At 52.4% G+C, this 15,311-nt stretch carries 9 protein-coding genes and 6 pseudogenes; 10 read left to right on the forward strand and 5 right to left on the reverse strand.

The window, feature by feature from the left end; all coding sequences use genetic code 11:
* Nucleotides 1-598: 598 nt before the first annotated feature.
* Nucleotides 599-1,419 (forward strand): annotated as a pseudogene (locus ACYQ14_RS19725) (IS5 family transposase).
* A gap of 70 nt (nucleotides 1,420-1,489) precedes the next feature.
* Here the strand turns inward: ACYQ14_RS19725 and ACYQ14_RS19730 are convergent.
* On the reverse strand, nucleotides 1,490-2,290 hold the full coding sequence (locus tag ACYQ14_RS19730; RefSeq protein ID WP_459890687.1) for an alpha/beta fold hydrolase: 801 nt from the start codon (nucleotides 2,288-2,290) through the stop codon (nucleotides 1,490-1,492).
* Nucleotides 2,291-3,836: 1,546 nt separating this feature from the next.
* On the opposite strand from ACYQ14_RS19730, the gene ACYQ14_RS19735 reads away from it, so the two are divergent.
* The 3 genes from ACYQ14_RS19735 (at nucleotide 3,837) to ACYQ14_RS19745 (ending at nucleotide 8,490) form a co-directional block, all read left to right on the forward strand.
* Entirely contained in the window at nucleotides 3,837-5,381 is a 1,545-nt protein-coding gene (locus ACYQ14_RS19735; protein ID WP_459890689.1) for a sulfatase-like hydrolase/transferase, read from the forward strand.
* A 376-nt stretch (nucleotides 5,382-5,757) separates the two neighbouring features.
* On the forward strand, nucleotides 5,758-7,410 hold the full coding sequence (locus ACYQ14_RS19740; RefSeq protein ID WP_459890691.1) for a transposase: 1,653 nt from the start codon (nucleotides 5,758-5,760) through the stop codon (nucleotides 7,408-7,410).
* A gap of 258 nt (nucleotides 7,411-7,668) precedes the next feature.
* Nucleotides 7,669-8,490, forward strand: a complete 822-nt coding sequence (locus tag ACYQ14_RS19745) for an IS5 family transposase (protein WP_459890693.1) — start codon at nucleotides 7,669-7,671, stop codon at nucleotides 8,488-8,490.
* Nucleotides 8,491-8,700: 210 nt separating this feature from the next.
* Here the strand turns inward: ACYQ14_RS19745 and ACYQ14_RS19750 are convergent, their stop codons facing one another.
* Both ACYQ14_RS19750 and ACYQ14_RS19755 read right to left on the reverse strand, forming a co-directional pair.
* Nucleotides 8,701-8,958, reverse strand: a complete 258-nt coding sequence (locus ACYQ14_RS19750) for an alpha/beta fold hydrolase (RefSeq protein ID WP_459890695.1) — start codon at nucleotides 8,956-8,958, stop codon at nucleotides 8,701-8,703.
* A gap of 137 nt (nucleotides 8,959-9,095) precedes the next feature.
* A pseudogene (locus tag ACYQ14_RS19755) lies at nucleotides 9,096-9,452 on the reverse strand (alpha/beta fold hydrolase); the annotation flags it as partial.
* Nucleotides 9,453-9,613: 161 nt separating this feature from the next.
* On the opposite strand from ACYQ14_RS19755, the pseudogene ACYQ14_RS19760 reads away from it, so the two are divergent.
* Nucleotides 9,614-9,736, forward strand: a pseudogene (locus ACYQ14_RS19760) (IS5/IS1182 family transposase); the annotation flags it as partial.
* Between the two features lie 376 nt (nucleotides 9,737-10,112).
* On the opposite strand, the gene ACYQ14_RS19765 reads toward ACYQ14_RS19760, so the two are convergent.
* Nucleotides 10,113-10,634, reverse strand: a complete 522-nt coding sequence (locus ACYQ14_RS19765) for a hypothetical protein (RefSeq protein WP_459890697.1) — start codon at nucleotides 10,632-10,634, stop codon at nucleotides 10,113-10,115.
* A 275-nt stretch (nucleotides 10,635-10,909) separates the two neighbouring features.
* Here ACYQ14_RS19765 and ACYQ14_RS19770 point away from each other — a divergent pair.
* The 3 pseudogenes from ACYQ14_RS19770 to ACYQ14_RS19780 all read left to right on the forward strand — a co-directional run.
* A pseudogene (locus ACYQ14_RS19770) lies at nucleotides 10,910-11,077 on the forward strand (ISH3 family transposase); the annotation flags it as partial.
* 99 nt (nucleotides 11,078-11,176) lie between these two features.
* Nucleotides 11,177-11,844, forward strand: a pseudogene (locus tag ACYQ14_RS19775) (IS5 family transposase); the annotation flags it as partial.
* Between the two features lies 1 nt (nucleotide 11,845).
* A pseudogene (locus tag ACYQ14_RS19780) lies at nucleotides 11,846-12,857 on the forward strand (ISH3 family transposase); the annotation flags it as partial.
* Nucleotides 12,858-13,043: 186 nt separating this feature from the next.
* Here the strand turns inward: ACYQ14_RS19780 and ACYQ14_RS19785 are convergent.
* Entirely contained in the window at nucleotides 13,044-14,564 is a 1,521-nt protein-coding gene (locus tag ACYQ14_RS19785; protein ID WP_459890699.1) for a tripartite tricarboxylate transporter permease, read from the reverse strand.
* A gap of 346 nt (nucleotides 14,565-14,910) precedes the next feature.
* Here ACYQ14_RS19785 and ACYQ14_RS19790 point away from each other — a divergent pair, with 346 nt between their 5' ends.
* Both ACYQ14_RS19790 and ACYQ14_RS19795 read left to right on the forward strand, forming a co-directional pair.
* On the forward strand, nucleotides 14,911-15,069 hold the full coding sequence (locus tag ACYQ14_RS19790) for a VOC family protein (protein ID WP_459890701.1): 159 nt from the start codon (nucleotides 14,911-14,913) through the stop codon (nucleotides 15,067-15,069).
* Between the two features lie 87 nt (nucleotides 15,070-15,156).
* Nucleotides 15,157-15,279 (forward strand): hypothetical protein, encoded by a 123-nt coding sequence (locus ACYQ14_RS19795; RefSeq protein WP_459890703.1) that lies wholly within the window; start codon nucleotides 15,157-15,159, stop codon nucleotides 15,277-15,279.
* Nucleotides 15,280-15,311 lie beyond the last annotated feature (32 nt).

Below are 15,311 nucleotides of genomic sequence, written 5' to 3' on the forward strand. Positions count from 1 at the left end.
AATTTAGCAATGGATGCACTCTGGCTGACAGCGCTCTTGACCCGCCGTCGGCGAATCCAACGTGGGTCGCAATTGACGAGACCGTTATCCGGATCAACAGTGAGATCTCTTGGATGTATAATCACTACCTTGACATCGAGTTCTTCGAACGCAGAGGCACTGATCCAGCAACTGAGTTCCTCCAAGAATTCATTAAGAAACACGATCTTTCGGACACTGAGATTCTGGTTGATGGTTATTGTCACCTGTTCCTCTTCCGAGTAAAGTTAAGCGGTCACCTCAACTATGTCGACCTTTGTTGTTCCACGTGGCGTCCATATTGGTGGCCAGCGCAAGGAGTTCACTTTTTGGCTTTGGTGAACCACTAGAATGTGACGACTTACCGGGGGACATCACGTCGCTTGAGGCGTCTGAGTAGATCGATAGTGGCTGGTGCCTCGAGGAATTCGGCTGTGAAGAACTAATTGAGCAGTCCCAGAATGAGATCGGGGTACTATAACCCGCCACAGTATAGCGATTCACGAGACCTCACTTTTTACCTTCCTAGGAGATCTTTGAAATCCTTAGTGAGTTACAGATTCAGTCGCAGTTTGAGTAGATGCAGCCCCTCCCAAAGTCTCGGTTACTTCGATTTGTCGAGGAAGCATTTCAGTTAGCCCAACGTGCTGTAGCTCGATACTCCTCGAAGTTCTCGAAACAACGCTACACGCTCCATCAACACATCGTTCTCCTGTGTCTCAAAGTTCGGAGGGACATGACCTATCGGACACTGCTCGACGAACTCATCGAGATGCCCCGCATTCGGAGTACAATCAATCTTACCGAACTTCCTACCCCGTCAACGCTGTGCAAAGCGTTCGATAGGCTCGAAATGGCCGTCTGGGGAGTGCTTCTCAATCTCTCTGTTTCATTGCTTCCGACTAACGGTTTCACAGGGATCGGCGCCTCGGGCTTCTACCGCGGTCATGCCTCAAAGCACTACACGAAACGGGCGAAATTGACGATTCAGCAGCTGAAAGTTACGCTTTTAGTCGATACGAGAGCAAACGCAATCCTCGATCTTCACATTACAACGACCCGAAAACACGATACATAGATTGTACCTTCACTCATCAGCCGTAACACGGCTAAAGTTGATGTGCTTCTTGGAAATGAGGGGGACGACGATCAGCAGATTCAAGCGATGGCCCGGAGAATGGGATTCGTCCGCTGATCAAATACCGTGAGTTCTCCTCACTTCAGAAAGTGTGGAGCGCTCGGTTGGATACTGAACTCTACAGTCAACGGAGTCAGAGCGAAACAGTGAACTCCTGTCTCAAGCGGAAATACGGTGCGTTCGTCCGTTCACGGCGCTGGTGGAAGCAATTTCGTCAACTCACCCTTGCGTGTATCGTCCACAATCTTGACCGAGCCATCTAACGAGCAGTACAGATGCAGGATGTACCAATAACTATCCATCAATATTCTAAGCAAAATACGGAAGACGCACCTACTCAGTGTCGATCGCCAGTGCGTTCATAAGCGTCTCGGTGAACTCGGTCGGTACGTTGTGAATCGCGAAATGTTCTCCTCCCTCAAGTGTCAGAATGCGACTGTCGTTAAGTGCGTCTGCCACCATCTGTACGGCGCCCTTAGCAGGAGGTAGACTCTCACCACCGACCAACAGCGCCGTCGGGACAGTAACATCGCTGAATGCGTCCGGTTTAAACAGCCCTCGCTGGATTGCACGGGTCTCTCTTGGAACCGTCGAGATCGCCTCTAACCGATGGTCCCACATTTCGTCTTTGCGAAATTGGTCAACTTCTTCCGGTGTCATTCCGACCGAATTTTGTAGGAAAGCCGCCACTGTTGCGTCCGCGCCTTCTTCTTCAAGTTGCTGTGCAAGCCCGGCTGCGGCTCCCTCTGGCGGCGGGACCTCGCCGAGGGGTGGCTCGTAGATGACCAGTCGATCGACGGCATCCGTTTCGAGAAGGGCGTGGAGTGCACAAATTGCGCCATACGAGTGCCCGACGAGCGAGACGGGATCCGTCTCGTGAACTGACGCAACGTGATCGACAACCGCGGCGACGTCTTCGTATTCTCGTTCGATGGCATAATCGTCTGCATCGCCACTCATGCCACGCCCGCGACGGTTGATCGCGTAGACGGTGTACTCCTCTGCGAGTGTCGGCACAATCTCCCGCCATTCACGATGGTTGCCAGTAGATCCGTGTACAAGGACGACCGGCGGGCCTTCGCCCGTTTGCTTATATGCAATCTCCGTCCCGTCCGCTGAAGTTATCGATTCCATAGACTACCTGTACTAACCAGACATATAAAAATTTCACCCCTCAAATCGTTGCTGCAACGCCTTCTGATCTCAGGGGAGGAGTGGGCGTATAGTCGATTGTGTGCAGTAAACGAGTGAAAGTAGTGAGCAGATCAATTAGGTAAACAACACTTTCAGCGACTCTGGTGAGTCATTGGATGGCGGCGACTTCTAAGGACGAGGAAAAGGTCTGAGAGCATTATTTTGATAATTCTAACCAGAACTTCAGAAGACTTCATGATAAGAGAGCGAGTAGACTCCATTTCAGTCCCTCAAATAGCTCAACCCAACGCAGTATGGTGATTCACCAATACCGATGAGATCAAATCGTTCGCCGCCAATCACGCGGAACGGGTTTCTCGCGACCTCGACGCCGCTCACGAATCAGTCGAACTCGTTAGACAGCCCGCAAACGAAATCGTGGGATACGCAGCGAAAGTCGTCGCCCGGTACATTGTGGTGGCCCCCGAAGGTGCTCTCCGGCCGGAAAAGCGCTATTCGGCAGCGTGGGTCAGTCAATACTACTCAACATCGACTGTCCCGTAGTTACGACGTTATCTTACGGCGAGTAGTGCAGCGGTGAATCTCAGACGACGAAACTAAAATTCGAAATCGCTGTCGGCGGAACTACAGTCGAATGTTTGTTTATTCGAAACAGGTCAAAGCCATGACGAAGAATTTGGTGAAGTTGGGTCGAGCTTCACTATTTCTATTTTCCCATTATCTAGGAACCAATACTCGAATGGCGAGGATCTGGTTCTAAGTTCAAGAGCTCTTGTGCGAGTGAATTAGCTCCCGCGTGGAGAGAAGGGGGCCGACGGCCGTTTCTTATACTTTGCAGAATTCTCTGTCGGTCATCCAGTTCTGAGAGGGAGACAGCAAACTTCAATTACAACTGTACTTTTGTAATACCTTCTAGTATCGGCTACTCTCTTCCCAATATCTGGGATTTTTTCGTAATTGTTCAGAGGGATTCGACTGCACTGTTTCGTTCAGCACCTCCTCAGCCGGCGTTCGGCCATTGACCTCTTAATTCGGTCGACCGAGGTTATAGTGGTCCCTGAACCGTCTAAGCCACCGAATTCTCGGCAATGGTGGCCCTCCCCCGACGACATCGATGGGTGGATAGAGCGCCACGATCCACGAAATTAAGGAACTGCTGCTCATCGACTGTAGACCTCTGGCGGTAGAGCGGCTCCCACGTCGATATCCCCTGTACGTCCCTCGAGTCGTTCGCAGTCCGTTCGATCAGATCGCGTCGCCCCGTGCCATACGTACCGAATTACCGCCGCTCGGAAAGACGTAGTGCCTGTAGGAGCGACCTTATACCCCGAGAGACGAGTTCGGATAGCAGCCAAACGCGGGGCTAATTGGCACAACTGTGCTTTCCGGCTGGCTCGTTATCTAGTTAGAGCTCAGCGAGCCACAACGACTTATGTTATTCTAGCAATAGTTTCGATCGGTAGCCAGATCCGCTGCTGTTTTTCCCGCAAAACTAATTACAGTTAGAGCCAAAGTTCAGATGACAATGGCGCGCTCAAGACCGAATATTTTGTTCCTCGTCAGCGACCAGCACAACTATCGTTGTTTCAGCGATCGAGACGAAGACGACGTGTCCGTGTGCACACCGACGCTGGATCGGCTACGACAGAATAGCGCTACGTTCGAGAACGCGTACTGTGCAGTGCCGTTATGTACACCCTCACGGTTTTGCTTTTTGACCGGCCGGAACGCGCCTGAAGCCGGTGCGTGGGGGAACGGAAGCGTGTTGCGACCCGAACTTTCAACGCTTCCGGGGACACTTTCTCGGGAGGGATACGAGACGTGCCTGCAGGGAAAGATGCATCTCGGCGGTGATCTTCAGTATGCGGGGTTCGATCAGCGACCGTACGGCGACTTGACCGGACAGACCGGTCATCAATTCGAGCCGCCACATTCGGGTGCCTTCGAGTTCGAGTCTCTGATCACCGACGTCGGCGTTACCGACGTGCCCGAGGGTTTACGTCAGGAGCGGAACGTCGTCGACGAGTCCGTCTCGTTTCTTCGCGAACACGAACACCACAATCCGGATCAACCCTGGTTCCTCTGCGCCTCATTCAGTCGACCGCACTGGCCGCGCACGGCGCCGGAGCGGTTCATCGAGCGGTACCCGCTGGACGAAGTTCCCGAGCCGAGCATCGGGCGGGACGACTCGATGGCGCATCCGATGGTGGAGACCATCGAGGAGTACTATGAGGCCGATGAGATAACCGAGGAAGAGACGATGCGCGCACGGGCGTCCTACTTCGCGTGCGTCGACTACCTCGACGAGGTGCTGGCTGATCTTCTGCACACGCTCGAACGAGACGGATTCCTAGAGAACACGGTCATAATCTACGCCAGCGATCACGGGGACATGATAGGCGAACACGGCCTTTGGGACAAGCGAGCGTGGCACGACGATTCGACTCGCGTCCCGTTATCCGTACAGCTCCCCGAACATCGCTCCGATGACCTTGAACCGGTGCGCGTCGAGACGCCGGTCAGCCTCATCGACCTCTACCCGACGCTGTGTTCGCTCGCTAACGTCGCTATCCCGGAGGAGGTGGAGGGTCACGACCTCACGAACTCGATACGCACCGGACGTGAACCGGACCGTGCACCCGTCGTATGTGATCATCTCGATCCGACGACCGGAGAGACGGCGGCCTATCGAATGGTTCGGGGGGATCGGTACAAGTACGTCCGATTTAAATCGTGGCCGGACCTCGTCTTCGATATGGACGAGAATCCAAATGAGAGACGACCCATAGACGTATCGAACGGTGATACTGTACCTGCCGAAGTCGAGGAGATCCGGCAAGTTGCGGAGAGCTGTACTGCTCTCAGTGAACTCAAAACCGAATGGCGAGAGGCGGAAGAGCTAGCCGAGGCACACGAACTCGGCGTGCCGCTTGGATCCGGGAACGCGTATTCCCTCAGGAACGGGCGTATCGTCGATGCGGACACGCCAATCTACCATCCCCACGTCTTGGTAGAGAACCAAACTTCGGTCTTTCCGGACCATCCGAGCGTGTCCGCAGACGAGGACTAATTGGGAACCGGTGAACGGGACGATAATTTGACAGCCGATGAAAAGCCGAGATACTCTGTGGCTTCGGTGTGACCGCGTTGCATAAATATATTAATCTCTGAAATATCTAAGTAAGTAACTGTATTCGTCTTTAGCTAACTCTCGGTCTTCGGTTGTGTAGCGGTAGCGAGCGTCTCTTGTAACACTGGTCGTTGCTAGTGAATCTTCTATCCGTCTTCAATCAACCACTCTAGTAGCGGTGGCGGCGAGTAGTCGAGGTATTCGCCGAGTTCGTGAAGGATGAACTGGGCGTGCGACCAGTAATCAGGAGTTCGGAACGACAGATTGTGTGCACGAGACGGACGCCTAACTTCGATGGATCGATGACATCGAGAGGATGTCACAGAAGACATCCCCGTTCGAGCCGGCGATCAGGCGGCTCGAACGCCAAGCCGTAGAATCGATCGATGAAGACACCGACCTCACAACGGTGGTCTGTGAATTTGACCTCAGTACAGCCGAGGTCTACGACATCGGCGAAACTGAGTGGAACGCCCGCTACGGCTACGAACCGATGGTACGGGCGTTCTACTGCAAAGAACTCGCTGGTTTTACGACTGAAGAACTTCACGAGTACCTCACTGACGCCGAGCGTGCCCGCACGCTCGGCTTCGATCCCGATCAGTTCGCTCCGGACAAAACCGCGCCGGGGAGAACCACGCTTGGTCGCGCATGGCGTGACCGGTTTTCCGACCAGCTCAAGACGTTCATTCAGACATCTGCTGAGCGTATCCTCGCGGTTGCCCATGAACTGGGCAACCCGCTCGGGTTGCGTGCTCTCGAACCTGAGGACAAGAGCGATGTCTCCAGCCGATCCGAACACCGGTACATCGACAATAAGGCGAAGAAAGTGACGCAGGCGCTCTGTGAGTACATCTTTCCAGCGATGGACCTCGACCGACCGGACGAGAGAACGCGGTATGACGATACCGCGTTTCTCGAACTCCAGAGCTACCTCGGATTGACAGATACAGCCGCTAACCAAGGGAGTCGGATCTTCAACGAGGAAACCACCCGCGAGAGCGGCGGTCCTGACAGTGACACGCATCTCCACTACATCAAGCAACTCGAGGCGATCTCCATCGCCTCGATGGTTAACGGGGCGATCGCAGAGATGGTGGACGTTGCGAAGAAGTACTACTCGATCGATCGCCACGTCGATGTGGCGATCGACATCACCTACATCGCATACTACGGTGATCGCGATGAGTTCCAGATGAGTACAGGTACGCCATCAAGCAAATCGTATTCGTGGTGTTACAAAATGGCGACCATCTCGATTGTTGGAGAGGAGGTAAAGCTCACGCTGGGGATGCGGCCGCTGCGCGGCCACATCCTCCGGAGAGTTCTCGTCGAGCAATTGCTCGACATTGCGAGCGAGCACGTTTCGATCGGAACACTCTATGCCGATGCTGAATTCGACAGTATCGGCGTGATGGATTCGGTGGATGACGCCGGTTTCTCCTACCTCATCCGGAAATCATCGGACAACCGGGTTGACCGATTCGTGCGTGGCATGGACCACGATGTCGCCGTGAAGCAGAACCACGAGATGGACAAAACGATCGCAGGAAACACGGTGACGGTCACTCCGACACTCGTCGGAGTTCCCTCGGACCATAAGGAAGGCGAGACAGTGACGTTTGTGACGAATCTCGGGGTAAGCGATGCGACAGAGAAATCACGGGGGCGTACTCGCCGCGTGATGCGGCGGTACGCCCGTAGATGGGGCATAGAGAACAGCTATAAGTCGATCAAGGATTTCCTCACGTGGACGACATCACGGAACACGGCCGTACGAGTGTTCTATTTCGGGTTTACAGTCATCCTCTACGACATGTGGCTACTGGTTGACCTGCTGGTACAGGTCAACTTCGACATCGACTACCGACTGAAGCCACGCGTGCCTGCGCGGACGTTCCTGAATATCGTCCGCAAGGACCTGCCGGTGGACGTAGGCGTTCCGCGGCGGCGGAACGCCGACTCATGAGAGATATCTCTACTCAACTGCTCTATTTTCGGATAGAGTATGACAGGAATGAATGGTAGATATCTTCGAGTGGTGAGTTGAACCGGCATCACAAATTTTTCGTCTCAGCTACCGCTGTAGTTAACCGGCGTACCGTACTCACTTGTGCACATTCCGAACTCCTGGTAATGATCGAGAGAAGTTTTGTGCTCTGTAGGATCGTTAGACGGCAAGGCGACAATCTCGTTATCTCTGTAGAAAGCGAAGAGACGGATTGTTATGATTTCCGAATTTCGTCTCTTCACCCGAGAAACGGTTGCAAAAGCTAAAAGCGTTGTCGAGAACCCAGACGAACCCGCCGATCCCGAAGGGGGTGGCGGGTTCGCCGAATGGGTAATGCTTGCGCTCCAAGCAATCCGTATCGAGCTGGGCAAGTCCTACCGCCAAACGATCGATCTTTTGAGCGAGATGCCCGGAATCTTGGAGGAACTCGGCTTAACGCGTCTTCCTCACTTCACGGTACTACGCGATTGGTTCGAGAAGATTCCCATGGCGACCTACCGTGCGTTTCTCGGCGAAACAGCCGAGAAATGCACTGGCCACGCGGCAATCGACTCCACTGGCTTCGACCGCGACCAGCCCTCGCGGTACTACGCCCAGCGAGCACACTACCGCGTTCGCTCGCTCAAAGTCACTGCTCTCGTGGACGTGAAAACGCTGTATGTCTTCGACGTTCACTGCACGACTACCAAAAAACACGACGCGAAGATCGGCCCGCAGGTCGCTCGGCGCAACGCCGAGAACCTGCGGTCACTAGCTGCTGATCGCGCCTACGATGGGAAACCATTCCGCGACGAACTCCGCGAAGACGGCACACGCCCACTGATCAAGCATCGAATCTACTCGTCGCTCGACCTCGCTCATAATGCCCGAATGAGTCGCCTTTGGTACAACCGCCGCTGGATGGTAGAAACCGTCTTCTCCTCAATCAAGCGCACGCTCGGCTCCGCCGTGCGTGCGCGAAGCTGGCACCTCGAATTCCGTGAAATGGTGCTGAAGTGTGCCGTCTACAATCTTCGTCGAACGGTCAGATACCCGTAGAATCCACCACAGTCTCTCGGTTTCTACGTGGTGCCTCGCTCAGTGAAATCGCTCAAATCAAGCGCTGGCTAGCGATCCTACAAAGCAAAGTTTTGGGAATGGACTCCTCAAATATTGTCTCCAAGAGACTCAAACCACAGATGTTTCCCTCGACGGCGACGGTGAACTCGATGAGCATAACTCAATTTCGACTCGTAGTTAGTAGCTCTATCAGATTTCATCGATCACGGTATCTCCAAATGACCGTGGGGCGGTAAGCATGGCCATATGCTCCTGCTCGGAAAGGGAAACGACACTACTCTTATCAAATGCTGCCGCGATCTGATCGATTGTGTCCTGCATCGGTTTGGGACTCTCCTCACCGACGAGGAGCGTGACGGGGAGCTTGACATCACTAAATTGATTAGGATCAAAAAGGTCACGTTGGGTCTCGCGGACTTCGCGTGGAATCGTTGGTGCGGATTCCACGCAGTGTTCCCAGAGATCACCACCTCAATGGACTCGATTTCTTCATCTGTCATTCCGACGGAGTCCTGCAAGAATGATACGAGGGTTCTCTCGTTTCCATCAGTATTGAATATTGCCTCAAGCTCGCTGACAAATTCTTCGGATTGTGGCACATCCCAGAGTGGCGGTTCATAGAACAGGAGTCGGTCGAGGGTGTCGGTTTTCAGAACCGCGTGGAGTGAGATGATGGCACCGTAGGAATGTCCGAGGAGCATCACCGACCCGTGTCGGGCTGCCGCATCTTCAACAATCGCCGTGATATCTGCATACTCCCGCTCGATGGCGTAGCTGTTGTCATCACCGCTTGCTCCACGTCGCTCGACCGCGTATACTGTGAACTCTTCAGCAAGCGAAGGAATGACATCCTGCCAGACGAGGCGGTGACCGGCGGTACCATGGATAAGGACAAGTGCTGGTCCGTACCCCCGTTCGTTCGTAGGCGATCTCTGTTCCAGCTTCCGAGGTTACAGCTGGTGTCATAGTATTACCTTGTTGTTCATTGCAATTAACCCTGGGGTAATTAGGTAGTGTTAGAGGGTGTCGTAGAACAGTTACCATACCAAAGAGCAGGATGAACGCTGTGGTGGATAAGCCCAGCAACCTGTAAGAGAACCTATTGGTAGAGACGTTCTTCAATGTCGTGAAGACGAAGACGGTAGCGTTGCTTGAGCACCTCTTTTTCGAGTTTCTCGCCGGGTTCGACGTGTTCACCCCCTCGATTCGGGGGCAAACACGGGATAGTCCTTGAGAAACGAGAGACCAAGGTGTCCGAACAATGCCGTAGTTTCTGTCTCCAGTGTTTTGAAGACTTGTTCGACCGCAGGTTATCCGGTAGGATGAAATTGGCGCTGGACACATCGAATTCGTCCTACCGCTTCCTTATAAGGACTGCTGCATCACCGCCTGTTTAGCTTGATATCGTTGCAAGCGACGTATTACGACCAACGAACGTTCGAAAAGCGCCGCGGTCAGCACCTAACTTGAGGGGGTATGAGGTACTCTTGAGCGGGCATGCGGGCATTATGTCCAAAACACAGTTCAACCTGCCCACCAATTAAATCCTCGTAGAAACGGAGTCATCAGTTCGAACCTTTCTGAAGTGGAATAGACCACAATTATTGTCCAACAATCAGATCAAATGCATATATCACCAGATACCCCTCATAAAGTGGCGTCGCTAACACGAATTCGAATAGAACAACAAACGTTACTGTAATAAATACTGAAACCTGGATCGCGCGACGCCGGCTGTGACCCCCTTCTCTGGTAATGAACAGATATATAAAGAGAAGGCTAGTCAAAGAGTAGCCAATTAAGAAGGCGAGACTGAACAGTAACCCTGGCCATGCTAGGGCGCGGAATATTCCAGTCCTCGATTCGTTTTCCTCCTCTTCAAGAATATTGTCGTTGGAAAACAAAGCCGTATCAAACCAGTTGATGGTTTTATTTATTTTCGTTGAGAAATGCGAAGCTGACATTAGTACCGTGAGGAGTAACGCTGGAACACCAATTGTATACGGGACAAGCGAGTCGGCACTCGGAAACGAGAGCGTCATAAACATAAATACGGTAACCAAACCCATCATAGAAAAATCGAATATTAGTTCACCGGGGACCGACCTGTTAGCTTGAGCCATAGTTGAAGAAGGATGCACATCGTATAAAAAATTTTCTTTGAATTGAGCTGAGAGTGGTAAGTGAACTAATTACAAATCTTGAACGCGTTTAAATGGCTGCGTTGAATCACTATATGGCGTCGGGGAATGTCAGTAAATCGAAGGAGTTGAAGCGGGAGACTTCAGTTGCTTATGACCCAAACATCCCGCTTCACTAAATGTCGGTACTTCCCAATCGGTGTGAGAGCCGAAGCTAAAGCGTTGCTCTGACTGGGAGAATATCTGGTTGAAAGAATATGTTCACTATACCTCAATCAGACGGTGTTCTTTCGGAGTCGGATGTCAAAGATGTAGCGGAGGACGTTATCAGCCAGCTCCCGCTGCCGGGGATCGAGTGCTCGCCCCTCGATCCCGGCGAGATCTGGGCTGTCGTCATTTTTGCAGTTGTCAACCAGACCTCTGTCTGAGAAACGTGCAAAGAGAACGACGGGCCGTGTTTAATCGCTAGACAGTGTCGGATTAGGTCGCCAAAGTAAGGGAGTTGAAGCGGAAGACTGCGAAGTGTGCCCACGCAAATCTTCCGCTTCACCGAACGAATTGTCTTCGCAGTCAAAAGAGTTGCCGATGATTGGGACGAACCTGCCGCCTCAGAAGGGGGCGGCGGGTTCACCGACGCAGCGATGATATCCATCCATTGTCTCCGGATTTACCTCAATACGACCTACCGGATGACGATCGATCTTCTGAAGGAGATGCCACAAATATCGCGGGAGATCGGCCTTGAACCGGAGATCTTCCGTATCCTTCTACGTTATGTCTCGCCTTCGATAGAATTGAGATGGCGGTGTGCCGGACCCTTCTCCAACAGTCTGCGCAGCTTCACGACACTGGACCGATTGGAGCGATTGACGCCACGTACTTCGAGCGCTCGCCTGCGAGCCACTCGTACTGCAACAAAACGAAATACGAAGTACAGGATCTCAAAGCCACAAAACTCGTCGATACAGAGACAAACGTGATCCTCGATTTGCACTGTACGACCACCAGAGAGGGAAGTGACGCCGACATCTGCGAGCAACTCGCCCGCCGGCAGGCGGACGAGTTGCAGATCCTCACCGCTGACAAAGGCTACGACTGCACGTGGCTGCGTGAGTACCTCCGTGAGAACCTTGACCTCCGACCGTTGATCAAGCATTGCATCAACAAGCCCTACGATCACGCCCACAACGCCGAACGACGACACTCCCTGTGACGATACCGTGATGAACTGGTTACATACGCTCGACCGAGAGTGGCTTGAGTTCGTTGCTAATCTCCTTCTCAGGCAGTTAGCGATGACGATCCTCGACCCTGACTGGTCGAGAATCGTCTCCATCGACTTCGTCGATAACCCCTATCACGGAACCTACGCCGACGAAGAAGGCGAACTCTGTCGCATGCACGCCAAAGGTGGCACAACCACGTGCCACCGCTACTGTACGGCGTATCTCGTCTCGAACGAGAAGCCTGTGACTTGACCATGACCTACGTCCGCAGCGACGAATCAGAGACTGCCGCGGTCGAACGCGTCCTTAACCGCGTCGAAGCCTATCACTTCGAAATGGATCTTCTCATAGCTGATCGTGGCTTCTACAACGAACGAATTCTGCGTCGGTCTCAGGAGATCGCTGCAACCGTTGTTCCCGTCCAAAAGAACGGCGATCGTATGCAAGAGAAGTTAGAGACGCGCTGCCCGTACATGACGACCTATTAGATGTACGAGGGCCGCGAGCAGGAACTGGAATTCCCGCTCGCGGTCACGGTGTCCTACCACGCAGGAGATCGAGGAAAGAGCGGTGAAGTTGCCCGAGGGTGTGTGGCGTGCGATCTGGGCGATTGCACGTCCAAACAGGTCGAATGACTCCACCGAAAGCGACCAGCGATCGAGACGAGCTACCGGGTGTTTCGCCAAGCACGACCGATAACGACGACACAGGATCCAATCATTCGGTTTGCGTTCGTCTTGGTTGGGTTCTTGCTGGAGAACCTCCGGCTTGTGCTTCGCTGGGCGAGCGCGACCTTCCAGAGGAGTTCACGTTCAAAACCTTCTCTGACTGGATCAGGAACGCATTAGAGGAGGAGTTAGACTGGAGGTGGCACCTAGAGATGAATGGAGTAGGCGTCTCAGACGCATACGGTGCGGCCGCGGGCTGGCGCCAGCCCGCGGTCTCGGACCCTCCTCTTCGTAGCAGCAGCACCCGGTAACTACCGCGTCATTCGGTTGATTTACCCTGATTTCCTCCTGCTGTGAGCTCCGTTTCTTCGTCGGTTCTCTATTCCGGTGCTGCCAGCCGTCCACCAGAAATCAGTATATCTCACAGATTGTCGTTCGGGAAGTATCGACAGTAAAATCAATAATCTCACATCGATTCAACAAAACCGTTTAAATAGCTATTTTTTCCTAGAATATTCTTTGAGGAATGGGGACACAAAAATCAATACGATAAGTAAGAGGAGTAGAAGCGAGATCGGCCTCGTGATAAATATCATGTAACCATCACCGTAGGCTTGTAATGATTGGTGAAGGTTTGTTTCCGCTATGGGGGCCAAAATAAAACCAAGGAGGAATGCTATTCGCGAATAGTTGTATAGAATCATACCAAATGCAACCACTCCTAATAGGTACGCGACTACGACATCACCAACCGATTGATTCACTGCATATGCACCAAATGTACTTATAACCAATATGCCCGGTATAAAGTATGAGGTAGAAATAACAGTTATCTTTGAAAGGGGTTTTGCGAGTAACATGCCAAGCGAAGAAGTCATAAGATTGGCAACAAGAAGAGAGATCATCAGCGCAAAAACGATCTCCAGTTCTTGATCTAATAGATTGGGACCAGGTCTTGTACCATGCATAATTAACGCTCCAAGTACGATAGCGGTTACTGGACTCCCAGGAATTCCGAACGCAAGTGTGGGTAACAGTGTCCCGCCGTCTTTAGCGTCGTTTGAGCTTTCAGCAGCAATTACTCCGCGAACATCTCCTTGGCCAAATTGTTCGGGGTTTTGTGATGATTGTCTCGCACGCATATAAGAAAGAAAATTCGCGACTGACCCGCCTACTCCCGGAACTAGCCCCACAATTACTCCAACCAACGAACTTTGAAAAAATAGAGATGGGCGTTTCAACACAGCCTTGACACCGTCAATTAATTGTCCACTAGATCCGGTCAGCTCTGGATCTGCAATCTGGTCGCGGGGAGAGTATATTAAGTACATTGCCTCGGATAGTGCGAATATACCTATGACAACAGCGACCAACTCTAAACCATCAAAGAGGAAAAAATTCCACTGACTTAGACCGACCGATTCAACAAAGTTGTATCTTACGTGGCCGGTTTGTGGTGAATATCCAATAAAAGCTAGCAGCATACCAAGACACCCAGCAATAATTCCTTTGAGGAAATTACCTTTTGTAATAAAGGCAATGACGCAGATACCCATCACTGCTAGCATGAAAAACTCAGGTGAAGCAAATGAGAGAACGATAGCTTGAGCAACGGGTATTAGGAGAATTAACACTCCAATCCCGAAAATTGCTCCTAACGCGCTTGACGTTGCACTGGCTCCAATTGCCTTTTCACTTTCTCCGTTGCGAGACATTGGATATCCATCAAGACATGTTGCCGCGTTTGGAGCAGTTCCTGGAATATTAATCAAAATCGCACTAATGCTTCCTCCAAATGCAACCCCCCCTAGTGCACCACCGAAAAGTGCCATGGTCATGGTCGCATCAAGCCCAGTGGTAAACGGCAAAAGCAGCGCGAGTATAATCACCCCCCCTAAACCAGGGACCGCACCAAAAAACATTCCTAGCAGAGTACCAACCAGGACAAACAAAATAGTTGGCCAAGAAAATATAGTGGCCATTCCTGCTATTGCTGCCTCCATGATTCCAGCTAACATACTACTCTCTGTTTTGAGGAGAGTATATAAGTATTACTATTGTGGTTCGGCGCCCACAGCCAAATCAAGCGACCGATACAGAGTATTTATGTTCATTACAAAAGCATTGTGATTGGTCCCTACCGGTCGTTTTATTCCGGGACGTTTCGTTCGATAGCTATCTTGAGAATTGTGTGTTTCCCACCCTTAACTTCACACCCGACCTCGAGGAATCCCTCTGGTTCTTCAACAAGGTGATGGGACTCCAGACAACCGAACGAGACAACGACATCGCCTACTGCGCGGGATGCGCAACTGAGAACACCACACCTGAATTTCGTCGAGAGCGGCCAGACGGGCGTCGACTATGGCGTTTCGGACGACCAATCAGGACACACTCGACGCCATTGCGGCCGAACTCAAGGAAGACGGTGAGGACGTGACCCGCGTCAACGTCGGCGAGGAGGCGGGCATCGACGAGGCCGTCCGAGTCACGAAGTTCGGCCACAACTACGAGTTCTACTAGAACGTCGAGAAAACGGATGTCTCGAGGGGACATTGCTCCGGGTTCTACAACCGGGTATACAGCGAGTCGATCGCCAATCGCATCGCGTTGCACCGGATCGACCACGTCCACGTCAACGACCCCAGCGAGAACGTCGAGAAACACGACGCGTGGCTCCAAGAGGACCTCGACTTCCAACTCAACGAACGGGTCGAAGTCGGCGTGGCGTAGCAACTATCCAGTATTATTTATTGTCGTTTTGA

The sequence above is a fragment of the Halostagnicola bangensis genome, assembly GCF_054653435.1.